Genomic DNA, 23264 nt, shown 5'->3' with positions numbered 1-23264 from the left:
GAGAACAGTTCTTGGTTGTTCCTCCAGTGGCGGAGGTCGGGAGGTGGAGGTTTTCCGGGTTCCCGTCCAGTCGTGCGGCAGGTCCCCGCCGGGCTTCACTGGCGTGAAGGCACCGGTCGGAAGGCAGTGGTGGGGATGGACCTGAACACGATCACGGACGTGAGGGACGCGCGGCTGCGCGAGCCCTGGCGTCCCGGCGACGCGTGGCTGGGGGGCGGGACGTACCTGTTCTCCGAGCCCCAGCCGCGGCTGCGGCGGCTGGTCGATCTGAGCCGGATGGGCTGGGAGCCGCTCACCCGTCACGCGGACGGTTCGCTGGAGATCGCCGCGACGTGCACGATCACCCAGCTGTCCCGCTTCGGCCGGCGTCTCCTCGGCTCCCCCGCGGCGCCGCTCTTCGAGCAGTGCTGCCGGGCCTTCCTCGCCTCGTTCAAGATCTGGAACATGGCCACCGTCGGCGGGAACCTCTGCAACGGCCTCCCGGCCGGGCCGATGATCTCGCTCACCGCCGCCCTGGACGGCAGCTGCCTGCTCCAGGCGCAGGACGGCTCGACGCGCGAGGTGAAGGTGGCCGATTTCATCCGGGGCGCCGGCGTGAAGGACCTCGCGGCCGGGGAGCTGCTCCGCTCGGTGACGCTGCCCGGGCGCGCGCTGGAGTGCCGTACGGCCTTCCGGCAGGCGTCGTTGTACGGGCTCGGCCGGTCGGGCGCCCTGGTGATCGGGGCGCTCGACCCGGTGGACGGCTCGCTCGCGGTGACGGTGACCGCGGCCACCACCCGCCCGTTCCGGTTCTGGTTCCCGCTGCCGCCCACCGCGGAGCACCTCCGGACCACGATCGACGCCGCGGTGTCGGGCTCCGAGTGGTTCGACGACATCCACGGACTGCCCGAGTGGCGGCAGCACATGGGCCTGCGCCTCGCCGAGGAGGTCCGCCGCGAACTGACCGCGCCCACCCCGTCCCACGCCTCCGAGGAAGGTGCCCGATGAGCTTCGAGATCCAGGTCAACGGCCGCCCGTTCGCCACCGAGCCGCGCTCCGGCCAGTGTCTGCGCACCTATCTCCGCGAGTGCGGCTGGTTCGGCGTGAAGAAGGGCTGCGACGCGGGCGACTGCGGGGCGTGCACGGTCCACGTCGACGGGGCGCCCGTGCACAGCTGTCTCTACCCCGCCCTGCGGGCGGAGGGCCGGTCCGTCACCACGGTGGAGGGGCTGGCCTCCCGGGACGGCGAACTCCACCCCGTCCAGCAGAGGTTCCTCGACGCGCAGGGGTACCAGTGCGGCTTCTGCACGGCCGGTTTCCTGATGACGACGGCCGCCCTGGAGGCCGAGCGGGGTTCGGCGCACGACGACGGCAAGCTCGACGATCTCCCCCGCGCCTTCAAGGGCAACATCTGCCGCTGCACCGGCTACCGGGCGATCGAGGACGCCGTCCGTGGCGTGAAGCACACCGAACGGCCCTGCGCGGGACAGGCGGTGGGCCGCAACGTGGCCGCCCCGGCCGGTCCGCAGGTCGTGACGGGCACCGCCCGTTACACCTTCGACGTCGAGGTGCCGGGCCTGCTCCACATGAAGCTGCTGCGTTCCCCGCACCCGCACGCCCGGATCCTCGCGATCGACACCTCCGCCGCGCTCCGGGTCCCCGGCGTCCACGCCGTGCTGACCCATGAGGACGCCCCGGCGACCCTGTACTCCTCCGCCCGGCACGAGCATCCCACCGAGGATCCCGACGACACCCGGGTCCTGGACGACGTCGTCCGGTACGTCGGGCAGCGGGTCGCCGCCGTCGTCGCCGACAGCGAGCAGGCCGCCGAGGAGGGCTGCCGCCGCGTCGAGGTGACGTACGAGGAACTCCCGTACGTCACCGACCCGGAGGAGGCGATGCGCCCCGGCGCGCCCGTCCTGCACGCCGGCAAGGGGCCGGAGGTGCGGATCGCCCGGGTCGAGAACAACGTCGCCGGCGAGGTGCACGGCGAGATCGGATCCGTCGAGCAGGGCTTCGCCGAGGCCGACGTCGTGTACGAGGAGACCTTCCGCACCCAGCGCGTGCAGCACGCCAGCCTGGAGACGCACGGCTGCGTCGCGTACTTCGAGCCGAAGGACGGCGAGGGGGCCGGCGCGGGCGAGCGCCTCACCGTGCGCTCCTCCACCCAGACGCCGTTCCTGACGCGGCGGGCCCTCTGCGCGCTGTACGACCTGCCGGAGGACGAGGTGCGGGTGGTCGCCGGCCGGGTCGGCGGCGGTTTCGGCGGCAAGCAGGAGATGCTCACCGAGGACATCGTGGTGCTGGCGGCGCTGAAGCTGCGCCGGCCGGTGAAGCTGGAGTACACCCGGGCCGAGCAGTTCTACGGGGCCACCACCCGGCACCCGTTCACCATCGGCATCAAGGTGGGCGCCCGCGCCGACGGGACGCTGACCGCCGTCCAGATGCGTGTCGTGTCCGACACCGGGGCGTACGGCAACCACGGCCCCGCGGTGATGTTCCACAGCGTCGGCGAGTCCTTCGCCGTCTACCGCGCCCCGCACAAGAAGGTCGACGCCTTCTCCGTCTACACCAACGCCGTCCCGGCGGGCGCCTTCCGCGGCTACGGCCTCGGCCAGGTCACCTTCGCCGTGGAGTCCGTGATGGACGAACTGGCCCGCCGCCTCGGCATGGATCCCCTCGTCCTCCGGGAGAAGAACATCATCGGGCCCGGCGAGGGCATGCACAGCCCGATCGGCGAGGAGGAGGACCTGTACATCGCCTCCTACGGCCTCGACCAGTGCCTGTCGGTCGTCCGTAAGGCGCTCGACGAGGACCGCAGCGCCGAGGACGCGCCGGAGGGCTGGCTGGTCGGCCAGGGCACCGCGATGGCGATGATCGCCACAGGACCGCCCGGCGGCCACTACGCCGACGCCCGGGTGTCGCTCCTGGAGGACGGCACGTACGACATCGCCGTCGGCACCGCCGAGTTCGGCAACGGCACCACCACCGTCCACAAGCAGATCACCGCGGGGGCCCTGAACACCACCGAGGACCGGCTCACCGTCCGCCAGTCCGACACCGACGTCGTCCGCCACGACACCGGCGCCTTCGGCTCCGCGGGCACCGTCGTCGCCGGCAAGGCCGTCCTGCTCGCCGCGACCTCCCTCGCCGAACGGCTCAGGACCCTCGCCGCCCGCCACACCGGCACGGCCCGCCACCTGTGCGTGCTCGGCGCCGATTCCGTCGAGTGCGCCGGCCGTACGGTGACCCTCAAGGAGCTGTACGAGGCCGGGCACGCGCTCGGCGCGGCGGAGGAGCTGGCGGCCGACGGGCACTGGGGCGGCTCGCCGCGCTCGGTGGCCTTCAACGCCCAGTGGTTCCGCCTCGCGGTCGACCCCGGCTCCGGCGAGATCCGCATCCTGCGCAGTGTGCACGCCGCCGACGCGGGCAAGGTCATGAATCCGATGCAGTGCCGCGGCCAGGTGGAGGGCGGCGTCGCCCAGGCGCTGGGCGCGACCCTCTTCGAGACCGTGCGGCTGGACGAGCGCGGCGAGGTCACCACGGCCGCGTTCCGCCGCTACCGGCTTCCCCAGTACGCGGACGTGCCCCGCACCGAGGTCCACTTCACGGAGACGTCCGACGCGATCGGCCCGCTCGGGGCGAAGTCCATGAGCGAGAGTCCGTTCAACCCGGTGGGCCCCGCGTTCGCCAACGCCCTGCGGGACGCCACGGGCATCCGCTTCACCGAGCTGCCGGTGACCCGCGACCGCGTCTGGATCGCCCTCGACCGCCGCGCGAGGTCCGAGGTCTGAGATGCCCGTATCAGCCGGTGACACCAGCCGCATCTGCCGTCACTTCCTCCAAGTCACCTCTCATACGCAATGGAGAGTCCCACGACGTTGTTGCAGATGAGATCGAGCACGGCCTACGGTGTCGCATATGCAGTCCTACACGATCGGGCAGGCCGCTCGTCTGCTGGGCGTCAGCCCGGACACGGCGCGGCGCTGGGCGGACGCGGGCCGGGTCGCGACCCACCGCGACGAGAGCGGTCGGCGCGTCATCGACGGGAAGTCGCTCGCCGAGTTCTCCGTGGAGATCGCGCAGAGCGACGACGACGCCTCGTACACCTCGGCGCGCAACGCGTTCCCGGGGATCGTCACGGCGATCAGGCTCGGCGACGTCGCGGCCCAGGTCACGATCCAGGCCGGTCCGCACCGGCTCGTCTCCCTCCTCACCCGTGAGGCCGTGGAGGAACTGGGACTGGAAGTCGGCATGCAGGCCACCGCCCGCGTGAAGTCGACCAGCGTGCACATCGACCGCACCTGACCACCCCTCACGCAGTACCGAGCATCTCGGCCGTCGGCGCGGCCGCCTCCCACCGCACCTTCCGTTCCCGTCAAGGAGTCAAGACCCTCATGTCGCTCACGATCACCGCCACCAGACGGCGTACCGCCGCCGCCGTGCTCACCGCCGCCCTGCTGGTCCCGCTCGCGGCCTGCGGCAACAACGACGACACCAGGAAGGACACCGCGGGCCCCTCCGGCTCGGCCTCCGCCTCCGCGAGCGGCGCGCCCGCGGCGAACCTGACCGTCCTCGCCGCCGCCTCGCTCACCGACGTCTTCAAGACCGCGGGCGCGGCCTACGAGAAGTCCCACCCGGGCACGAAGCTGACCTTCTCCTTCGCCGGCTCGCAGGAGCTCGTCGCCCAGGTCTCGCAGGGCTCGCCCGCCGACGTCCTGGTCACCGCCGACACCAAGAGCATGGACAAGGTGAAGGCCGACACCGGCACCCCCGCGATCATCGCGAAGAACCGGCTCGTCATCGCCACCGGCGAGGGCAACCCCTTCAAGGTCGACGACCTGAAGGACCTGGCCGACACCAAGCTGAAGGTCGTCCTCGCCGCCCCCGAGGTCCCGGCCGGCAAGTACAGCAAGCAGATTCTGGACGCCCAGAAGATCACGGTGAAGCCGGTCTCCCAGGAGCCCAACGTGCGCGCCGTCCTCAGCAAGGTCGAGCTCGGCGAGGCCGACGCCGGCCTGGTCTACAAGACGGACGCCGCGAGCGCCGCCGACAAGGTCGACGCCGTCGAGATCCCCGACGACCAGAACGCCCTCGCGAAGTACCCGGCCGCCACGATCAAGGACTCCAGGAACGCCGAGGCGGCCGCCGCGTTCGTCGCCTGGCTTTCCTCGCCCGAAGGCCAGAAGATCCTCCAGGACGCCGGCTTCCAGAAGCCGTAACCGACCGGGATCACCAGATCGTGAGGGCTGTCCGTCCCGGGGGAACGGACAGCCCTCCTTCCTCATGTCTTCGGGGTCAACGATGAAACGAGCAGGCGTACGTACGGCCGGCACCCGGCCGCCCCTGACTCTCGCGCTGCCCGCGCTCCTGGCCGTGGCGTTCCTGACCCTGCCGCTGCTCGGGATCCTCGTCCGTACGGAGTGGGGCGAACTCCTCGGCCACCTGCGCTCACCGGGCACGGTCGAGGCGCTGAAGCTCTCCCTCGTCGTGTCGTTCTGGGCGCTGGGGCTCTCCCTGCTGCTCGGTGTGCCGCTCGCCTGGCTGCTGGCCCGCGTGCCGTTCCCCGGCAAGGCCCTCGTGCGTTCGCTCGTCCTGCTGCCGATGGTGCTGCCACCGACGGTCGGCGGTGTGGCGCTGCTGCTCGCCTTCGGCCGGCGCGGGCTCCTCGGCCCCTGGTTCGAGAGCACCTTCGGCATCACCTTCCCCTTCCACACCTCCGGGGCCGTGATCGCGGCGACGTTCGTCGCGATGCCGTTCCTCGTCATCAGCCTGGAGGGCGCGCTCGGCGGTCTGCGGCCGCGGTACGAGGAGACGGCGGCCTCGCTCGGCGCCTCGCCGGTACGGGTCTTCTTCACCGTCACGCTGCCGATGGTGGCGCCCGGCCTGATCGCGGGCGCGGCGCTCACCTGGGCGCGGGCGCTGGGCGAGTTCGGCGCCACGATCACCTTCGCCGGGAACCTGCCGGGAACGACGCAGACGCTGCCGCTCCAGGTCTATCTGCTGCTCCAGGACGAGCCCGAGGCCGCCACCTCCGTGTCGCTGCTGCTGCTCGCCATCGCCATGGGCGTCCTGATCGCCCTGCGCGGCCGGTGGACGGGGACGCCCTCGGACCGGCGTCCGCGCCCCGCGCCGGAGACCGGCCCCGAGGAACCGGCGCCGGTCCCGTCGGACGCCGCCGTGCCCGTCGTCCCGGAGGAGGCCCGGCGCTGGGCGCTGCACGCCGAGGTCCGCGGCTTCACCCGGCTCACCCTGGACGCCGACCCCGGCACCACCATCGCCGTCGTCGGTCCCAACGGCGCCGGCAAGACCACCCTGCTCCGGGCCCTCCTCGGCCTCACCCCCCGCGCCCACGCCGAACTGCGGCTCGGCGACGAGGACGTCACCGCGCTGCCCCCGCACCGGCGCCATGTCGCCTGGGTCCCGCAGGACGGCGCGCTGTTCCCGCACATGAGCGCCCTCGCCAACACGGCGTACGGACTGCGTGCCCAGGGCGTCTCGCGGGCCGAGGCGCGGCGCGAGGCCCGGACCTGGCTCGACCGGCTCGGCGTCGGCCCTCTCGGCCACCGCCGGCCGACCCAGCTCTCCGGCGGGCAGGCCCAGCGCGTCGCCCTGGCCCGGGCGCTGGCCGCCCGGCCCCGGCTCCTCGTCCTCGACGAGCCGCTCGCCGCGCTCGACCAGACCACCCGCGCGCATGTACGCCACACCCTGCGCACGCACCTCACGGGCTTCGGCGGCGTCTGTCTGATCGTGACCCACGACCCGGTGGAAGCGGTCTCGCTCGCCGACCGCGTCCTCGTCCTCGACGATGGCCGGGCCCTCCAGGACGCGGCCCCCGTCGAGGTCACCCGGCATCCCCGTTCCCCCTGGGTGGCCCGCATGCTGGGCCGCAACGCCTGGCCGGGCACGGCGACCGAGGAGGGCCTCGCGCTGGACGGCGGCGGCACCCTGGTCGCGACCGACCCGCCGTCGCCCGGCACCCCCGCGCTCGCGATCGTCGCGCCCGAGGCGGTCTCCGTTCACCGCGAGAAGCCCGGGGGCAGTCCCCGCAACGTCTGGTCCGGCACCGTACGCGAGATCACGGCGAGCGGCAGCAGGCTCCGGGTCCTGATCACCTCGGACCACGCCCCCGATCTCGTCGCGGAGATCACACCGCAGTCGGCGGCCGAACTCGGCCTGGCCGACGGGGTGTCCGTCTGGACGAGCGTGAAGGCGACGGAGGCGACGATCGTGCCGCTGTGAGGAACCCCGCGGAGCCTGTCGGTACCTCCAATCCATCCCCTCACATTTGCGTGGGGAGACGGGTGATCCACCAAGCATCCACGAATCAATTGTGCGATCAAGACAGCAGATGCAGGATGGTGCGAGCGGCTGGCGGAGCGGCGGCGGACGGGCGAGGACACCGACGCCCGCGTCCCCGCCCCGCTGGTCCCTGCTCACGAGGCGAGGTATGGCAGATGAAGGCACGTACGCTCGGCCGCGCCGCCGGCGATGTCGACCACGGCACGGCCGGATCCGGCAGGTCGTCCCACCGCGGGCCGGACGAGCGCGTCGCCCAGTTCGTCGCCGAGGCCCTGGGAGGGGCCCGCAGCGTGCTCGACGTCGGTGCGGGCGCCGGGTCGTACGAGAACGTCGCCGACGCCGTGACGGCCGTCGAGCCGTCCGCGTCGATGCGTGCACGGCGTCCGGCCCGGCTCACCCGGGCCGTCGACGCGGTCGCCGAGGACCTGCCTTTCGCCGACGGCGAGTTCGACGCCGCGATGACGCTGTTCAGCGTGCACCAGTGGAGCGACGCGACCGCCGGCCTCCGGGAGGTGCGCCGGGTGACCCGCGGCCCGGTCGTCGTCCTGACCTGCGACCCGGCGACCGTACGGGACTTCTGGCTGTACGACTACGCCCCCGAGGTCCTCGACACCGAGGCCCGCCGCCACCCGCCCGTCGACGAGATCGCGGCCGCGCTGGGCGGAACGTGCGCGGTCGAAGCCGTGCCGATCCCGCTCGACTGCGCCGACGGCTTCAACGAGGCGTACTACGGCCGCCCCGAGATGCTCCTCGACCCGGCGGCCCGCCAGGCCTGCTCCGCCTGGAGCTTCGTCGACGACGGCGTCCGCGAACGCTTCGACCGCGCCCTGCGTCACGACCTGGCGTCCGGCGCCTGGGACGAGCGCTTCGGCGACCTCCGCACCCGCCCGACGTACGAGGGCTCGCTCGTCATCGTCCGGGCCACGCCCTGAACCCCGCGGCGGAACGGATCTCCTCGAGTTCCGCCTCAGACCCTCGTCCTCCGCGACGCTCCAGATCGGCCTGCAGCGGGCTGGGCGGCACCGCGAGCGGTCAGTCGCCGCGCGGTGCGTACATGATGACGGCCATGCCCGCGAGGCAGACCAGCGCGCCGATCACGTCATAGCGGTCGGGGCGGTAGCCGTCGGCGACCATGCCCCAGGCGATCGAGCCGGCCACGAAGATCCCGCCGTACGCGGCGAGGACGCGGCCGAAGTCGTCGGCGGACTGGAGCGTGGCCACCACCCCGTAGAGACCGAGTGCGATGACCCCGGCGCCGATCCAGACCCAGCCCCTGTGCTCCCGGATGCCCTGCCAGACGAGCCAGGCGCCGCCGATCTCGAAGAGGGCGGCCACGACGAACAGGGCGAGCGAACGAGCGACGGTCATGATCGGTGAGCCTACCCGCGCCCTGCCTCGCGCCCGGGGCCGACGGGCGTACCGAGCGAACGGCCGGTCGAGGTCCCCCGGCCGGTCACCGCCTTAATCGCTTGCCCGTGGGGCGCGGTGGCGGATGCAATGGCGGGCATCATCACCCAGGTGCGCCCCCCGCTCCGGCGGAACGAGCGGGACGACCGGGATGAGCGGGATGAGCGGGACGACCGGATCGCGCGGGAGCAGCGGACCGGACGCGCGCGAACCGCCTCGCCGTCCCGTTCCGCGGTCCGGGTGCCCTGCGACCGACTCGTCACACGGGAGACGCCACCGCATGAGTACGCCATCCTCGACGCCCGGATCCGCGCGGGCGGACGGCTCGTCCTCGTCCGTCCGCATCGGCGCTCTCGTTCCGCTGACCCCGCCCGGCTGGGTCGAGGCCGGCCGGCATCTCCTCGCCGGGCTGGAGCTGGCCGTTCGGGAGGCCAACGACGGCGGGGGGATCGACGGGAGGCCGCTCGAACTGGTGGTCAGGGACACCGCGGCCGATCCGCGGCGGGCAGCGGCCGCCGTGCGGGAACTGGCGGGGCTCGGCGTGGCCGCGCTGGCCGGGGAGTACCACAGCGTCGTCGCCCGCGCCGCGGCCGCCGAGGCCGACGCCCTCGGGCTGCCGTACCTCTGCTCGTCGGCCGTCCTCGACGCGCTCACCGACGGGCCCACGGACCGGGTCGCGCGTCTCGCCCCCGCGCAGTCCCACGGCTGGCGGACCTACGCGGACTTCCTCCTGGCCGCGGGTCACCGCCGGATCGCCGTCGCCGCCCAGCCGGGCGTCTACTGGGCGTCCGGGACCCGCGTTCTGCGGGATCGCCTCGCTCCTCGCGGCGGCACCGTGATCCCGCTCGACATGGGCGCGCTCACGCCCGCGGGGGTGTGCGACGCCCTCGTGGACGAGGGCGCCACCGCTCTTCTCCTGCTGGTCGGCCATCCGGAGCCGGCCGTGCCGCTCGTCCGGGCCGTCCGCCGCGACGGGCGCCTCGCCGGGATCCTGGTCGGCGCTCCGGCAGGGCAGCCGGAGTTCGCCGGCTGGGCGACGTCGCTCGGCGCCGACGGCGCCGCCGTCCCGTTCCTGCGCTATCTGCCCGAACGCTTCGGCCCGCTCGGTGCCCGGGTCGAGACGGCCCTGCGCGAACGACTGGGCGAAGCGCCGTCCTTCGTCGCCTTCGAGGGCCACGACACCGTCACCGTCCTCGCCGACGTGCTGCGCGCGCACGGCACGGACCGCGCGGACCTCGCGAAGGCCTGGCCGCACGTCGACGTCGAGGGCACGCGTGGGCGGATCCGGTTCTCCCGCACGCCGGGCATCGGCGTGTGGCAGTGGGCATGGCCGCCCGTCCAGGTCGTCGACCGGGATCCGGCGGCGCCCGGACGTTTCCGCGTCCTGCACACCGAACCGGCCCGAACCCGCTACCAGTAGCGCTCCAGGGCCCCTTCCTTGTACGGGGCGGGGCTCACGCTGAGATCGCCGGCGAAGGGGCGGTCGAGGACGAAGACCAGGAGCAGGCTGAACCCGATGAGGGCGGCGACGGAGGCGACGAAGAGGAGCTGGATCCGCAGCTTGCGCATGCCGTACAGGAAGGTGAGCGGGATCAGGACGAAGGCGCCGCCGAAGGCGAGGACCTGGAGGAGCGGGGGCAGTTCCTGTTCGGCCATGGTCAGGCGGGCGCGGCGCTGCGAGGCGACGCCGTTGAGGTGGCTGACGGCCTCCTCGTAGAAGACCTCTTCGCGCGGGGTCGCGGGGTCGAACTCCTGGAGGACGTCGTAGACGGCCTGGAGCTTCTGGGAGGTGGCTCCGAAGCTCGGCTGTCCCTCCCGCATCCGGGGCCACTGGACCTCGACGACCGAGTGGACGTAGTCGCTGAGCGCGTCGTCGACGCGGGCGCGGACCGGGGGCGGGAAGGCGGCGGCGTCGCGGGCGATGAGCGCGACGTCGGTGGCCTCGGAGGCCACGATCGTCTGGGTGCTCTCCAGCTGCGTCCAGAGGGTCACGATGACGAAGGCCAGGATGATCCCGTAGATCGCGCCGAACATGCCCAGGGTCACCCCGACCATGTCGTTGTGCTCTCCGTCGGACAGCGAGGGGTGCCTGCGGCGCAGGAGCACGCTGCCGGCCACCGCCACGAGGACGGTTCCGCCGACGGTGACCACGGCCAGGGTGAAGGTGCTGAACTGATTGAGCAGCCAGAGCGACATGTGCGGGAAGTCTAGGGACGCGGCCGCCGTCGCCCGGCGCACGCGCGGCGCCCGTTTCCGGCCACGACCGCCGGAGCGCACGCCTGCGCGCGTGCGCGCCGCGGACGTCCGCCACCGAGGTTCACACCATCGAGTGAGCGGTCCGATGCCGCCCTTGCCGAGGACAAGTCAGTCGAGGGTGCTCTGCCGGCCCGCCTCCTCGTCGACGGCGTACGGATGGACGTAACGGTCGTCGCCGAAGGGGGTGAACCAGGTGCCGATCGCCAGCGGGGTGACGTCCCCTCCGGCGAAGTCGGGACCCTCGTCGACGAGGTCACGCGCGTCGTCGTAGAGCCACTCGAAGTCCATGTCCTCGTACACCTGGCCGGCGAAGCGCTCCAGGGCCTCGGCGACGTCGTCGCCCAGGATTCCGTAGAGGTCGAGCGTGGAGTGCGCCTGCTGCAGGAGCAGTCTCAGTACGAGCTCCTCGGCGAGGCAGCCGAGCCGGCGGAAGCTGCCATCGGTGAACCGGGTGGTCAGGGCTATGGCGGTGACGAGGAAGCGGCGGGCGAAGAGTTCGTCGTACGCGAGCCCGTAGCGCGGCGGGAGCTCGGCGAGGTGCCACAGTTCGGCCCGGCACTCGGCGACGTTGGTCTCCTCGTCGGCGAGCGTCTGGACGTCGTCGTACAGCTCGTCGATGAGCACCTCGGAGGCGTAGACCAGGGCTCCGGCGGCCAGTTCGGCGGCCGCGGACGCCTGGTTCCTCAGGTCCCCCTGCTCCCCCGCCTCGCCTTGGCCTCCCGCCTCGCCCCGCTCCTCGGGGTCGTCCTCCTCCTCGGGGTCGGCACCGTCGAAGAAGAGGGGACCGAAGGAGATCAGGCGCGGGGCCAGGGCGCGGATCTGGGCCTCCAGGTCGGCCCGGTCCTCGTCGTCGTCCCCGCTCCCGTCCGAGCCCTCGGCGCCGCCGAGCGGGCGGGCGGCGTCGGCGGGCCCGGCCCCCGCCGTGTGGTGGGCGCGGCGGGCCCGGGGGTCGCTGGGCGGCGCGTCCGGCCCGTCGGCGGCCTCCAGGCTCTCGCGGGTCAGGTCGATGTGGAGTCTGACCTCGCTGCTCTCGACCACCCAGTCGGCCAGCAGCTCGGATCGTTCGAGGACCTCCGCGGCGACGGAGCCGACGGCGTCCTCCGCGGTCTCCAGGGAGGGAGCGTGCACGAAGACCTTGACGATCGACCCGCGCGGGTGGACGGCGACGATCGTCTCCAGGACGTCGACCTCGACTCCTCCTGGCCCTTCGATCCCCTCCACCGCGTCGAAGCCGTGCTCCAGGAGTGCCGACGCGCCCACCTGTTGCAGCGCGTCCAACTCGTCGGCACCGTCGGGCAGGCACGTTTCCACTGTTACGACGTAGCTCACGTCGGCAAGCGTGCCAGGCGAGGGCCCGTCACCGGGGCGGAATCCCGCGAGAGTACGGGCCCAGGGCCGCCCCGGTGATCCCGGTGGCGCCGAACGAGTGGACTCGGCGAGCGGTGGGGCGGACGGGCGTCCGCCGTGCGGGGTGGCGGTGGTGATGTGGCCGTCCCTGACCGTGCCCCTGGAAGAGGTCTGCCGACATGCGACGTACCCCCTATCGCCGATTGTTCGCCGCGACGGTCCTCGTGGCCTCCGTGCTCGCGCCGATGACGGCGACGCCCGCCACGCCCGTCCACGCCGCCGCCGCCGACGTCGTCGGGCGGCACGGTGACGAGGACTGCCCGCCCGGGGAGTTCGGGCACGAGCTGACCGCGCGGCTCGACAGGACGATCGAGGACGTCCGCGAGCAGGCCGGCATCCCCGGTGTCGTCGTCGGGATCTGGATGCCCGGCAAGGGGAGCTACGTCAAGGCCACCGGGGTCGCCGACAAGGTCACCGGCGAGCCGATGTTCACCAACACCTTCGTCCGGATCGGCAGCGAGACCAAGACCTTCACGGTCACCGCGCTGCTCCAGCTCGTCGACGAGGGCCGGGTGCGACTCGACGACCCGATCTCCAGGTACGTCCACGGTGTCCCGAACGGCCGCCGGATCACCTTGCGGCAGCTCGCCGGGATGCGCAGCGGCCTCTTCCCGTACACCGCCGACGCGGGCTTCGTCCACGATCTGCTGAGCGACCCGCAGCGCACGTTCACCCCGCGGGAATCGCTCGCGTACGGCTTCCGGCACAAGAACACCTTCGAGCCCGGCACGCAGTTCCAGTACTCCAACACCAACCTCGTCCTCCTCGGCCTGGTGATCGAGAAGGTCACCGGTCAGCGGCTGGAGGACGTCATCGATCGACGGGTGCTCCGCCCGGCCAGGCTGCGGAACACGCTCTTCCCCGAGGGCGCCGAGTTCCCCGAGCCGCACGCCCACGGCTACACCGACCAGACGCTGAGCGGCGCGACCGCCGACTCGACCGACTGGAACCCCAGCTGGGCCTGGGCGGCCGGTGCGATGATCTCGGACCTGCACGACCTGCGCCGCTGGGCCAGGGTCCTGGCCACCGGCGAGCTGCTCAGCCCCGCGACGCAGGCGCAGCGCCTCAAGACGCTGCCGACCGGCTTCCCCGGCACGAGTTACGGCCTCGGGATCTTCGACGCCGACGGCTGGATCGGGCACAACGGCTCCATCCCCGGCTACGAGACCGTGACGGTCTACCTGCCCTCGCAGAAGGCCACCATGGTCCTCATGCTCAACACCGACTCCCAGGTGGGGGGCCAGGAGCCGTCCACCCTGCTCGCCCGGGCGATCACGTCGGTCATCACGCCGGACAACGTCTACGCCGGTGGCATCTCCCCGCGTCAGGGACTCCGCGGGAGAGACGCGTAGTACGCCGGCAGCGCCGCCCGGACCCCTCGCGGTCATGATCCGCTGGAAGCGGGCGGCGCGCGGTTCACGGGCACGAGGGGCAGGAGCGTGACGCGTCGCCGCGTCGGTGTGGGACACCGGGGCGGTCGGGCGTGTGGGGGTGGGTGCGCCTGTGCGGGACATGGTCTCGGCGATGCCGCCATCGCAGCACCGGCGCCGTACCGACCGCACCCGAAGGAAAGGGCGAGAAGGTGCACTCACCTCTCGCCACTTACAACTTATAGCGCACAGGGGGGCTTGCGGCAAGGCCCCGGGTGTACCTCAGAATCGCACTCCTCAGCCTCGGACCTGCAGAAATGAGATTCACCTCGTGCGTGTGCTTTCGTCGGTGGACCAGTCGCGCGGCACCAGTGCCTTCGACCTTCCCGACCGCCTCTCCCCCAAGGCCGATCCGGCTCTGATCGCCGGTGACGAGCGGCACTTCGCGGCCATCGCGAAGAGCCTCGAAGAGACGATCGCCGAACTGTCCGACCGGCTCGACGCCACGCGCAAGGCCCCCGGCGGTGCCGGCCGGGAGGCGATGGACCGTGACGCGGAGATCCACCGGCTGACCGGGCGCCTGCGCACCCTGCGCCGCTTCGGCCTGGACCTGTGCCTCGGGCGGGTCGTCGCCGGGGAAGGCGCGGAAGGCAGGGAGGGGGTGGATGGCGGCGACGGCGGGGAGCCCGTGTACATCGGGCGGCTCGGCCTCACCGACAGCACCGGCCGCCGCCTTCTCGTCGACTGGCGCTCGCCCGCGGCCGAGCCGTTCTTCGCCGCGACCCACGCCCACCCGATGGGGCTGTCGAGCCGCCGCAGGTACCGCTGGAGCGGCGGCCGGATCAACGACTACTGGGACGAGGTGTTCACCGCCGACAGCCTGGAGGAGCACGCGGCGCTCGACGACCAGTCCGCTTTCATCGCCAGCCTGGGCGGCAGCCGTTCGCCCCGGATGCGTGACGTGCTCGCCACCCTCCAGGCGGACCAGGACGCCATCATCCGGGCGGGCTCCCGCGGCACCCTCGTCGTCGACGGCGGACCGGGTACGGGAAAGACCGTCGTCGCGCTGCACCGCTCCGCGCACCTGTTGTACGCGGACCCGCGCCTCGGGCACCGTCGCGGCGGCGTCCTGTTCGTCGGCCCGCACCAGCCGTACCTGGCGTACGTCGCCGACGTCCTCCCCAGCCTCGGCGAGGAGGGCGTGCAGACGTGCACCGTGCGGGACCTGGTCGCCGAGGGCGCCGAGGCGGCGGCCGAACGCGACCCCGAGGTGGCGCGGCTGAAGTCGTCCGCCGGCATGGTGCGGGCGATCGAGGCGGCCGTCCGCTTCTACGAGGAGCCGCCCACCCACGGAATGACGGTCTCGACCGACTGGGCCGACGTGCGGCTGACCGCCGGCGACTGGGCCGAGGCGTTCGAGGCGCCGGAGACGGGTACGCCGCACAACGAGGCGCGCGAGCAGATCTGGGAGGAGCTGGGCTCGATCCTCCTGGGCAAGCTCGGTGACGAGGTCCCGGAGGGCGAGTTCCGCCGGGCGCTGCGCCAGGACGAGGAGGTGGCGGGGGCCGTGCACGGCGCGTGGCCGCTGCTGGAGGCGACCGACCTCGTCGGCGACCTGTGGTCGGTCCCCGCGTACCTGCGGAAGTGCGCCCCGTGGCTCGACCGCGAGGAGGTCCGTGCGCTCCAGCGGGAGGACGCGCAGGCCTGGACGGTGTCCGACCTGCCGCTCCTGGACGCGGCGCGGCAGCGGCTCGGCGACCCGGAGGCGGCCCGGCGCAAGCGCCGGCAGCAGGCGACCGCCGCCGCCGAACGGGCGCGGATGGCCGATGTCATCGCCGACGTCCTCGCCGCCGATGTCGACGGCGAGGGCGCGGTGACGATGCTGCGCGGGCAGGACCTCAAGGACAGCCTGGTCGACGAGGCCGCGCTGCCCGGCGTCGAGCCCGACCTGCTGGCCGGTCCGTTCGCGCACATCGTGGTGGACGAGGCGCAGGAACTGACGGACGCCGAATGGCAGATGCTGCTGCTCCGCTGCCCGTCCCGCAGCTTCACGATCGTCGGTGACCGCGCCCAGGCGCGGAACGGCTTCACGGAGTCGTGGCAGGAACGGCTCGAGCGGGTCGGGCTCGACCGGATCACCGTGGCGTCGCTGAGCATCAACTACCGGACGCCGGCGGAGGTCATGGCGGAGGCCGAGCCGGCGATCCGGGCCGCGCTGCCGGACGCGAACGTGCCGACGTCGGTCCGCAGCAGCGGTGTCCCCGTCGTCCACGGCTCGGTGACGGACCTGGACGCGGTCCTCGACGAGTGGCTCGACGCCCACGCGGACGGGACCGCGTGTGTCATCGGCGATCCCCGGTTCCGGCCGCGGTCCCGCGTACAGTCGCTCACGCCGAGCCTGTCGAAGGGCCTCGAGTTCGACCTGGTCGTCCTCGTGGACCCGGAGAGGTACGGCGTCGGCATCGAGGGAGCGGTCGACCGCTATGTGGCGATGACCCGTGCGACCCGGCAGCTCGTCGTCCTGACCAGCGCCTGACGGCGGGCGGGAGCGCGTCCGGGGGCCCGGCCCGGCACCTGATCAGGTGCCGGGCCGGGCCTCCCCTGCCTCCGTGGGGCGAACCGGCGTCGCGCGTGGGCGCGCCACGGACGTTCCTGGGATGAGATGACGTATCGATAGGTGCATGACTCAGACACGCCCGCACGCCGCCGCTCCCGTCGTCCACGACCAGGTCGTTCCCGGTGGGGAGTGCCCGGAGGTCGCGTCCCTTGTCGCGCCGTACCTGCGCATCATCCGTTCCGCGCTTCCCCCCGTGGAGGCGGAACGATTCTTCGTACGGGCGCTTGACGCGCACGAGGAGGAGCGGCGCCGGGCGGGAGCCCTGCAGCTCGGGTTCAGCGCGTACCTCTCGGACGGTCTCGGGGAGACCTGGGGCGGTTCCCTTGCGCACACCTCCGCCTGGGAGGCCATGCAGGCGATCCGCCAGCTCGTCCGCAAGGCGCCGCGCGCGGACCTCGCCGCGTACCTCCGTCTCGGCCTCGGTCTCGTCCGCGAACGCGGCACCGCGGCCCCGGACCGCGCGCCGGTACCGGTGGGCGCCTGACGTCCGGCCCGCCCCCCGCCGGCGGCGAAGCCCGTGCGCCCGCGTCCGGCGCTCAGCCCTCCGAAGGGTTGCTCCACTCGCTCTCCGGTCCGTCCCGCAGCCAGGTGTCCGGGCCGGGGTCGCCGCCCTCGGCGCGGGTCGCGAGCCGGTCCACGTAGTGCTGCCAGTACTCCGCGTGGGCCTCACAGGCGTCCGAGGAGGGCAGGCCGCTGTGGATCAGGCGGAGGGTGGTGCCGTCGGGGGTGGGGGCGAGGGTGATCTCGATCGTGCTGGAGCCCGGCGGGACGCGCAGGGGCCCGGACTCCCATCCCCAGCTGAAGACGATCCGCCGGTGCGGGGCGACGGTGATGAAGCGGCCGGCGGCGATGTTCTCCCCGCTGACCCGGGTGCGGTAGGAGCCGCCGGGCTCGAAGCAGAAGGTGCCGTCGGCGCCCATCCACGACAGCCACGTCTCCCGGTCGTCGAGGAAGCCGAAGACGGCCTCGGGGGGCGCGGAGACGCGCCGTTCCAGGGTGACCGTGTCCATGGGCGTCGGGGGGGTCGTCATCAGGACTTCTCGCTTCGTTCGGCCTCTTCGACGAGCCGGGCCGGGGGTGACGGGACCCGGTGGGGCCCCTGCGCCCCCTCCTTGCGCAGCGTAACGAGACCGGCGTCCCGCAGCATGTCGGGAACGGCGGGAGGCGCGATCGCCCGGGACGCCGGGAGACGCCGTCGCTCGGGAACGGCGGGAGACGGCCTCGCCCGGGCCATCGGCCGGGCTTGGGACGTTGGACCGGATGATGAGAACGGAAAACCCGTAGAAACCTCACAATCGCTGGCCGGATCGTGGGATCCACCTGGCATGCACGGTTCCTCGCTCCGGCGGTCGGGTATCACTGGGCGCAGTCGCCCGTACCGGCCGTCCGAAGGGGATCCCGATGAGTCGACCCAGCGCTCCGCCCGCCGCTCACGGCGCTCCCGCGGGCATGTCCGCCGCGTTCACGCTGTGGGGGGAGGTGGCCGAGCCGGCGCGGCTGACCGTCGCCGATCTCCGGACGGGCTGGGAACAGCACCGCGCCGAGGTCGTCTTCGACTGCGCCACCGCCGGACCCCAGCACCACACCTTCGAGGGGCCGCTGCTCCGGGAGGTGCTCCGCCTTGTCCGGCCGGACTTCGACCCCGTCCGGCGCAAGGAGCGCTCGCGGTTCCTGCTCGCCGTGAGCGGCGGCGACGGCCATCACGCGGTGCTGTCGTGGGCGGAGATCGACGCCGACTTCGGTGACGCCCCCGTCCTCCTCGCGACCCGCATGGACGACACGGACCTCGACGCGGCCGGCACCCAGCTCGTCGTCCCCTCGGACCGGTGCGGCGCCCGGTATGTCAGCGCCGTGACCGGGATCTGGATCGGGGCCTGCCCGGTCCCGCCGCCGACAGCGGCACCGGCGGCGACACCGGCCTGACCCCGGCCCGACCCGGCCTGACCCGGCCTGACCCCGGCCTGACCCGGCCTGACCCGACCCGGCCCGGATCGCCCCGGGAACGCCGGTCCTCCACAAGGGCTTGCCCTCTGCGCATGTTTACGTAAACATGCGCATAGCAGAATTCCCGAGCACAGGAGCCGCCACCCCATGCCCGTTCTCCAGACAGACCAGGCCGGTTTCCTGCTCGACGGCCGGCCCTTCCGGCTCCTGTCCGGCGGACTGCACTACTTCCGGGTCCACCCCGGGCAGTGGGCCGACCGCCTGCGCAAGGCACGGCTCATGGGCCTCAACACCGTCGAGACCTACGTCCCGTGGAACCTCCACCAGCCACGACCCGGCACCTTCCGCCTCGACGGCGGCCTGGACCTGCCGCGCTTCGTCGAACTCGCCGCCGCCGAGGGGCTGCACGTCCTGCTCAGGCCCGGCCCGTACATCTGCGCGGAGTGGGAGGGGGGCGGGCTTCCGTCCTGGCTGCTCGCCGAACCGGACATGCGGCTGCGCTCCCGCGACCCGCGGTTCCTCGCGGCCGTCGACGACTACCTCACCCGGCTGCTGACACCCCTTCGGCCGCACCTCGCCTCGCAGGGCGGCCCGATCCTCGCCGTCCAGGTGGAGAACGAGTACGGGGCGTACGGCGACGACATCGCCTATCTGGAGCACCTGGCCGACTCCCTGCGGCGCTGCGGGGTCGACGTGCCCCTCTTCACCTGCGACCAGCCGGTGGACCTGGAGCGCGGCGCACTGGCGGGGGTCCTCGCCACAGCCAACTTCGGCAGCGGCTCGGCCCACCAGCTGGCCGCCCTGCGCGCGCGGCGTCCCGAAGGACCGCTGATGACCTCGGAGTTCTGGATCGGCTGGTTCGACCGCTGGGGCGCGCACCATGTGGTGAGGGACCCGGACACGGCGGCCCGGGAGCTGGACGAGCTCCTCGCCACCGGCGCGTCGGTCAACTTCTACATGTTCCACGGCGGCACCAACTTCGGTTTCACCAACGGCGCCAACGACAAGGGGACCTACCGCCCCACCGTCACGTCCTACGACTACGACTCCCCCCTCGACGAGGCCGGCGACCCGACGGCGAAGTTCACGGCCTTCCGTGACGTCCTCGCCAAGTACGCCCCCGTGCCGAGCGAGCCCGTCCCCACCCCGGGCCGCAAACTCGCGCTGCCCGCGCTCGCGTTGACGGAGAGCGCCGAGCTGCTGGCGCACGCGGCCGCACTCTCGCCGTCGGCCGTGGAATCACGCAGGCCGCTCACGATGGAGGAGCTGGAGCAGGACTTCGGCTTCGTCCTCTACGAGACGACGCTGCCCGTCAGGGGACCGGCACTCCTGGAGATCGAGCAGGTCCGCGACCGCGCCCAGGTGTTCGTCGACGGGCAGCCCGTGGGCGTACTGGAGCGCGAACAGCACGAGCACGCGCTGGCGTTCACCGTTCCCGGAGCGGGGAGTGTCCTGACGGTCCTCGTCGAGAACCAGGGGCGGGTGAACTACGGACAGGGCATCCACGACCGCAAGGGCCTGCTCGGGAAGGTCCTCCTGGACGGGACCGAACTCGTCGGCTGGACCAGCCGGCCCCTCCCCTTGACCGACCCGGCCGGCATCCCCTTCGCCCCCACCGCGGCGACTCCCGTCGGGCCGGCCTTCCACCGGGCCTTCTTCGACCTGGGCGAGACCGCCGACACCTTCCTCCATCTGGACGGCTGGACCAAGGGCAACGCCTGGGTCAACGGCTTCCCGCTGGGCCGTTACTGGTCGCGGGGGCCGCAGCGCTCCCTGTACGTCCCCGCTCCGGTGCTGCGCTCCGGCAGGAACGAGCTCGTCGTCCTCGAACTCCACGCGGGCCACCGGGCGCGTACGGTCACCTTCCGCGCGACGCCGGACCTCGGCCCGACGGAGGAGTAGGGCTCACCAGCGGCCGGCGCCCTGCCCCCCGGGGAGGGATCAGGACGCCGGCGATCCGCGCCTCGCGGTTCAGGCGGAGCCGTCCGGGGGCGCCGCCCCGGGCCCCGGCGCATCGGGCGTGGGCGCTTCGGACGGGGCCGCCCCGGACGTGGCCGCGGGCTTCGTGGAGAGGATCGCGCGGGCCTGCTCCGCCGCCCGAGCGGTGCTCTCGGAGACGAACTCCAGGAAGCGGGCGATGCCTTCCATACGGGCGCCGGCCGGCGTGCCGGAACCGAGGACACCCACGCCCTGGCGTGCGGTCTCGACGATGTGGAGGGTGGCCCGGGCGCTGGCCATCATCGACTGGTACCAGATGTCGTCGTCGACGACGTAGCGCTCGCGGCGGCGCTCGTCACGCTCACGACGGACGAGCCCCTGGCCGTCGAGGAACGCGATCGCCTTGGAGACGGACGCCGGGCTCACCTGGAGGTGCTCGGCCAGCTCCGACGCGGTGAGGCTGCCCGAGTCGGTGAGGCAGAGACAGGCCATGACCCGGGCCATCATCCTGGGCGTCCCCGACTGTATGAGGACGGTCGTGAAGATCTCCTCGTACGCGCGGACCGCCTCGGCGTCGCGGCCATGAGCCTGCACGGGCGCCTTCGGGTCCCGGGGCGCCGGCTGCTTGCGGCGGGCCCGGTGCTCGGTGGCCCGGTGGGCGAGGTCGGAACGGTAGCCGGTGGGGCCACCGTTCCGCATGACCTCCCGCGTGATCGTCGACGTCGGACGGTCGAGACGCCTGGCGATCTCGGCATAGGCCAGGCCGTCCGCGAGTCCCAGCGCGATCTGCTGACGTTCCTGCTGGGTGAGCCTGCCTCCCGGCATCGGGTCTCCTTCATGGTTCTGGGGACCCCACCATAGCGTTCAGCATCAGTCCATTGCAACGACTCCAGTGCGGCGTGTTGCGTTAAGCGTGGAATCATTGCAATGAAATCACGACTCCAACCTGCGGTTATGGCATTTCTACGCAACAAACGTGTTGCCAGTTCCATGAACGCAACGTAGCTTTTCTCTCATCGGAAACGACGGCCCCGAGACCGGGACCGACACCCAGAAGGAGAAGAAACGTGCAGAAGTTCGCCACCACCGCCGCGATCACCACCGTCCTCGACATCCCCGCCGGCCGCATCCAGCTCATCGCCGCCGACCGCTCCGACGCCACCGTCGACATCCGCCCGGTGAACGCCGCCAAGAGCGCCGACGTGAAGGCCTCCGCGGAGGTCGGGGTCGAGTTCGCCGACGGCGTCCTGCGGATCGCCGCCGCCCCCGCGAAGAACAAGATCTTCGGCGACTCCGGGTCGGTCGAGGTCACCGTCCAGCTCCCGGCGGGCTCCCGCGTCGAGGTGAAGACCGCCGCCGCCGAGGTCCGCGGTGTCGGACGCCTCGGCGACGTCACCGTCGACGGCGCGCAGGGCCCGGTCAAGCTCGACGAGGCCGCGAGCGCCCGCCTTACCCTGCTCGCCGGCGACATCACGGTCGGCCGCCTCGGCGGCTCCGCCGAGATCAGCACCCAGAAGGGCGGTCTCCGCGTCGACGAGGCCATGGGCGGCACCGTCGTCCTGCGCACCGCCGCCGGCGACATCACGGTCGGCGCCGCCCGCGGCGTCTCCGCCGCCCTCGACGCCGGCACCGCCTACGGCCGCGTCCACAACGCCCTCGCCAACAGCGGCACCGTCGGCCTGACCCTCCACGCCACCACCTCCTACGGCGACATCACCGCCCGCAGCCTCTGATGCGGACCGCCCGAGGGCGGCGCCCTCCGACCGGATGTCGGAGGACGCCGCCCGTCGGCGTTCGCGGCCGGGCAGCGTCCGGGCAGCCGAACCGCGGCCGCTGGTTCGCGTCACCGGGGCAGGCGGCCCGGCCCCGACATCACCCTCGCCGGAGGACACGCGCCGCCACCACCCGGCCCGGCCCGCCGTACCGCCCCCGCTCACCTCCCCGGCGCCCCCGTGCTCGCCCGCTCCGTCAGGGTCGTGGGAACCAGGCGCACCCCCGTGACCGTCTCGCCCCGGAGCTCCCGCAGCACCGCGTCCACGCACAACTCCCCCACCCTCGCGAAGTCCTGTCGCACCGTGGTCAGCGGCGGGATGAAGGAGGCGGCCTCCGCGATGTCGTCGAAGCCGACGACGCTCACGTCCTGCGGCACCCGTCTGCCCCGCTCGTGGAACGCCCTGAGCACGCCGAGGGCCATCTGGTCGTTGGCCACGAACACCGCGCCGCAGCCGGGCTCGTCGGCGAGCCGGAGCCCCGCCTCGTAGCCGGACTCGGGCGTCCAGTCCCCGCGCAGGACGGGCGGCACCTGCCGCCCCTCCTCACGGAGGGCCGCCTCCCAGGCCTCCGCGCGACGGCCGGCCGCGAAGGACTCCTCGGGGCCGGCGACGTGCCAGACCGTGCCGTGTCCGAGGTCGAGCAGGTGCCGCACCGCCGTGCGGGCGCCCTGCCGTTGGTCCGTGTCCACGACCGGGAAGCGGCCGGTGGCGTCGGAGTCCACGACGACCACCTTGACGTGCGGCGGAAGGGTCAGCGAGGCGGTGTCGAGGAGGTGGACCTCCATGATGAGCACGACGGCGTCGACGGCCAGTTCGTCGAACCGGGTGAACGCGCCCCGGACGTTGTCCTGGGTCGGCGCGTCGAGCGGGATGAGGGTGACCGCGTACCCCGCACGGGAGGCCGATCCGGCGATGGCCTCCAGGGTGCGGACGTTGCCCGTGCTGGAGAGGCCCATGGTGATGACGCCGATGGCCCGGAACTCGCCGCGCTTGAGGGCACGGGCCGCGCTGTTGGGCCGGTAGCCCAGCTCCTTCATGGCGTCGAGGACCTTCGCGCGGGTGCTCTCGACGACGGCCGCGTCGCCGTTAGAGACGCGGGAGACCGTCTGCGAGGAGACCCCCGCGAGCTGGGCGACGTCCGCCATGGAGACCCGTCGCGGCCTGCCGCGCGCTCCTCGCGGGCCGTCGCCGCCGGCCCTCGCCGAGCCGCCTGCCGTGTTCTTCTCCGCCACCCGAGTCCCTCTCGTTCACCGCTGCTTCACGCTTGACGCC

At 72.8% G+C, this 23264-nt stretch carries 19 protein-coding genes; 13 read left to right on the top strand and 6 right to left on the bottom strand.

Going from position 1 to position 23264, the window contains the following annotated elements:
* Positions 1-135 precede the first annotated feature (135 nt).
* From OG392_RS29530 to OG392_RS29505, 6 genes are all read left to right on the top strand, one after another.
* Positions 136-987, top strand: a complete 852-nt coding sequence (locus OG392_RS29530; RefSeq protein WP_329284419.1) for an FAD binding domain-containing protein — start codon at positions 136-138, stop codon at positions 985-987.
* On the top strand, positions 984-3773 hold the full coding sequence (locus OG392_RS29525; RefSeq protein WP_329284418.1) for a molybdopterin-dependent oxidoreductase: 2790 nt from the start codon (positions 984-986) through the stop codon (positions 3771-3773). Before OG392_RS29530 ends, OG392_RS29525 begins: the two co-directional genes overlap by 4 nt.
* 127 nt (positions 3774-3900) lie before the next feature.
* Positions 3901-4287, top strand: a complete 387-nt coding sequence (locus OG392_RS29520; RefSeq protein ID WP_329284417.1) for a TOBE domain-containing protein — start codon at positions 3901-3903, stop codon at positions 4285-4287.
* A gap of 89 nt (positions 4288-4376) precedes the next feature.
* Positions 4377-5201, top strand: a complete 825-nt coding sequence (gene modA, locus OG392_RS29515) for a molybdate ABC transporter substrate-binding protein (RefSeq protein WP_329284416.1) — start codon at positions 4377-4379, stop codon at positions 5199-5201.
* Between the two features lie 82 nt (positions 5202-5283).
* Positions 5284-7221 carry an ABC transporter permease gene (locus OG392_RS29510; RefSeq protein ID WP_329284414.1) on the top strand — a complete coding sequence of 646 codons (1938 nt, stop codon included), beginning with the start codon at positions 5284-5286 and terminating at the stop codon, positions 7219-7221.
* 215 nt (positions 7222-7436) lie between these two features.
* Positions 7437-8213: a class I SAM-dependent methyltransferase gene (locus OG392_RS29505; protein ID WP_329284412.1), complete on the top strand. Its 777-nt coding sequence runs from the start codon at positions 7437-7439 to the stop codon at positions 8211-8213.
* 100 nt (positions 8214-8313) lie between these two features.
* Here the strand turns inward: OG392_RS29505 and OG392_RS29500 are convergent, their stop codons facing one another.
* A complete protein-coding gene (locus OG392_RS29500; RefSeq protein WP_329284410.1) occupies positions 8314-8649 on the bottom strand; it encodes a YnfA family protein in 336 nt (111 codons plus the stop codon).
* A gap of 319 nt (positions 8650-8968) precedes the next feature.
* Between OG392_RS29500 and OG392_RS29495 the strand changes: the two genes are divergently transcribed.
* Positions 8969-10108, top strand: a complete 1140-nt coding sequence (locus OG392_RS29495; RefSeq protein WP_329284409.1) for an ABC transporter substrate-binding protein — start codon at positions 8969-8971, stop codon at positions 10106-10108.
* Here the strand turns inward: OG392_RS29495 and OG392_RS29490 are convergent.
* Positions 10099-10884 (bottom strand): bestrophin-like domain, encoded by a 786-nt coding sequence (locus OG392_RS29490; RefSeq protein ID WP_329284407.1) that lies wholly within the window; start codon positions 10882-10884, stop codon positions 10099-10101. The two genes, OG392_RS29495 and OG392_RS29490, sit on opposite strands and share 10 nt — an antisense overlap.
* Before the next feature lie 168 nt (positions 10885-11052).
* The gene (locus tag OG392_RS29485) at positions 11053-12273 is read right to left on the bottom strand and encodes a hypothetical protein (protein ID WP_329284404.1); all 1221 of its coding nucleotides are present in this window, start codon (positions 12271-12273) and stop codon (positions 11053-11055) included.
* Between the two features lie 197 nt (positions 12274-12470).
* Between OG392_RS29485 and OG392_RS29480 the strand changes: the two genes are divergently transcribed.
* The 3 genes from OG392_RS29480 (at position 12471) to OG392_RS29470 (ending at position 16822) form a co-directional block, all read left to right on the top strand.
* Positions 12471-13703: a serine hydrolase domain-containing protein gene (locus OG392_RS29480; protein WP_329284402.1), complete on the top strand. Its 1233-nt coding sequence runs from the start codon at positions 12471-12473 to the stop codon at positions 13701-13703.
* Between the two features lie 349 nt (positions 13704-14052).
* Positions 14053-16257, top strand: a complete 2205-nt coding sequence (helR, locus tag OG392_RS29475; RefSeq protein ID WP_329284400.1) for an RNA polymerase recycling motor ATPase HelR — start codon at positions 14053-14055, stop codon at positions 16255-16257.
* 145 nt (positions 16258-16402) lie between these two features.
* The gene (locus OG392_RS29470) at positions 16403-16822 is read left to right on the top strand and encodes a hypothetical protein (protein WP_329284399.1); all 420 of its coding nucleotides are present in this window, start codon (positions 16403-16405) and stop codon (positions 16820-16822) included.
* Positions 16823-16874: 52 nt separating this feature from the next.
* Here the strand turns inward: OG392_RS29470 and OG392_RS29465 are convergent, their stop codons facing one another.
* The gene (locus OG392_RS29465) at positions 16875-17369 is read right to left on the bottom strand and encodes an SRPBCC family protein (RefSeq protein WP_329284397.1); all 495 of its coding nucleotides are present in this window, start codon (positions 17367-17369) and stop codon (positions 16875-16877) included.
* Between the two features lie 370 nt (positions 17370-17739).
* Between OG392_RS29465 and OG392_RS29460 the strand changes: the two genes are divergently transcribed.
* Together OG392_RS29460 and OG392_RS29455 are read left to right on the top strand one after the other, a co-directional pair.
* Positions 17740-18261: a molybdopterin-dependent oxidoreductase gene (locus OG392_RS29460; RefSeq protein ID WP_329284393.1), complete on the top strand. Its 522-nt coding sequence runs from the start codon at positions 17740-17742 to the stop codon at positions 18259-18261.
* A gap of 168 nt (positions 18262-18429) precedes the next feature.
* Positions 18430-20184: a glycoside hydrolase family 35 protein gene (locus tag OG392_RS29455; protein ID WP_329284392.1), complete on the top strand. Its 1755-nt coding sequence runs from the start codon at positions 18430-18432 to the stop codon at positions 20182-20184.
* Between the two features lie 69 nt (positions 20185-20253).
* Here the strand turns inward: OG392_RS29455 and OG392_RS29450 are convergent, their stop codons facing one another.
* On the bottom strand, positions 20254-21045 hold the full coding sequence (locus OG392_RS29450) for a GbsR/MarR family transcriptional regulator (protein WP_329284389.1): 792 nt from the start codon (positions 21043-21045) through the stop codon (positions 20254-20256).
* Between the two features lie 242 nt (positions 21046-21287).
* On the opposite strand from OG392_RS29450, the gene OG392_RS29445 reads away from it, so the two are divergent.
* A complete protein-coding gene (locus OG392_RS29445) occupies positions 21288-21953 on the top strand; it encodes a DUF4097 family beta strand repeat-containing protein (protein WP_329284387.1) in 666 nt (221 codons plus the stop codon).
* A 200-nt stretch (positions 21954-22153) separates the two neighbouring features.
* On the opposite strand, the gene OG392_RS29440 is transcribed toward OG392_RS29445, so the two are convergent.
* Positions 22154-23137, bottom strand: coding sequence for a LacI family DNA-binding transcriptional regulator (locus tag OG392_RS29440; RefSeq protein WP_329287525.1), 984 nt, complete (start codon positions 23135-23137; stop codon positions 22154-22156).
* Positions 23138-23264 lie beyond the last annotated feature (127 nt).

This window comes from Streptomyces sp. NBC_00691 (assembly GCF_036226665.1).
In the GTDB taxonomy this organism is placed as follows: Bacteria; Actinomycetota; Actinomycetes; order Streptomycetales; family Streptomycetaceae; genus Streptomyces.
Note: the sequence above shows the minus strand (reverse complement) of the source record. Positions and strands in the feature narration are given on the sequence as shown.

Coding starts and splice junctions, on each gene's coding strand:
- OG392_RS29530 (WP_329284419.1), top strand. CDS start 136: ATGGACCTGAACACGATCACGGACGTGAGGGACGCGCGGCTGCGCGAG.
- OG392_RS29520 (WP_329284417.1), top strand. CDS start 3,901: ATGCAGTCCTACACGATCGGGCAGGCCGCTCGTCTGCTGGGCGTCAGC.
- OG392_RS29440 (WP_329287525.1), bottom strand. CDS start 23,137: ATGGCGGACGTCGCCCAGCTCGCGGGGGTCTCCTCGCAGACGGTCTCC.
- OG392_RS29455 (WP_329284392.1), top strand. CDS start 18,430: ATGCCCGTTCTCCAGACAGACCAGGCCGGTTTCCTGCTCGACGGCCGG.
- OG392_RS29510 (WP_329284414.1), top strand. CDS start 5,284: ATGAAACGAGCAGGCGTACGTACGGCCGGCACCCGGCCGCCCCTGACT.
- OG392_RS29480 (WP_329284402.1), top strand. CDS start 12,471: ATGCGACGTACCCCCTATCGCCGATTGTTCGCCGCGACGGTCCTCGTG.
- OG392_RS29465 (WP_329284397.1), bottom strand. CDS start 17,369: ATGACGACCCCCCCGACGCCCATGGACACGGTCACCCTGGAACGGCGC.
- OG392_RS29450 (WP_329284389.1), bottom strand. CDS start 21,045: ATGCCGGGAGGCAGGCTCACCCAGCAGGAACGTCAGCAGATCGCGCTG.
- OG392_RS29490 (WP_329284407.1), bottom strand. CDS start 10,884: ATGTCGCTCTGGCTGCTCAATCAGTTCAGCACCTTCACCCTGGCCGTG.
- OG392_RS29470 (WP_329284399.1), top strand. CDS start 16,403: ATGACTCAGACACGCCCGCACGCCGCCGCTCCCGTCGTCCACGACCAG.
- OG392_RS29495 (WP_329284409.1), top strand. CDS start 8,969: ATGAGTACGCCATCCTCGACGCCCGGATCCGCGCGGGCGGACGGCTCG.
- OG392_RS29500 (WP_329284410.1), bottom strand. CDS start 8,649: ATGACCGTCGCTCGTTCGCTCGCCCTGTTCGTCGTGGCCGCCCTCTTC.
- OG392_RS29525 (WP_329284418.1), top strand. CDS start 984: ATGAGCTTCGAGATCCAGGTCAACGGCCGCCCGTTCGCCACCGAGCCG.
- OG392_RS29505 (WP_329284412.1), top strand. CDS start 7,437: ATGAAGGCACGTACGCTCGGCCGCGCCGCCGGCGATGTCGACCACGGC.
- modA (WP_329284416.1), top strand. CDS start 4,377: ATGTCGCTCACGATCACCGCCACCAGACGGCGTACCGCCGCCGCCGTG.
- OG392_RS29460 (WP_329284393.1), top strand. CDS start 17,740: ATGAGTCGACCCAGCGCTCCGCCCGCCGCTCACGGCGCTCCCGCGGGC.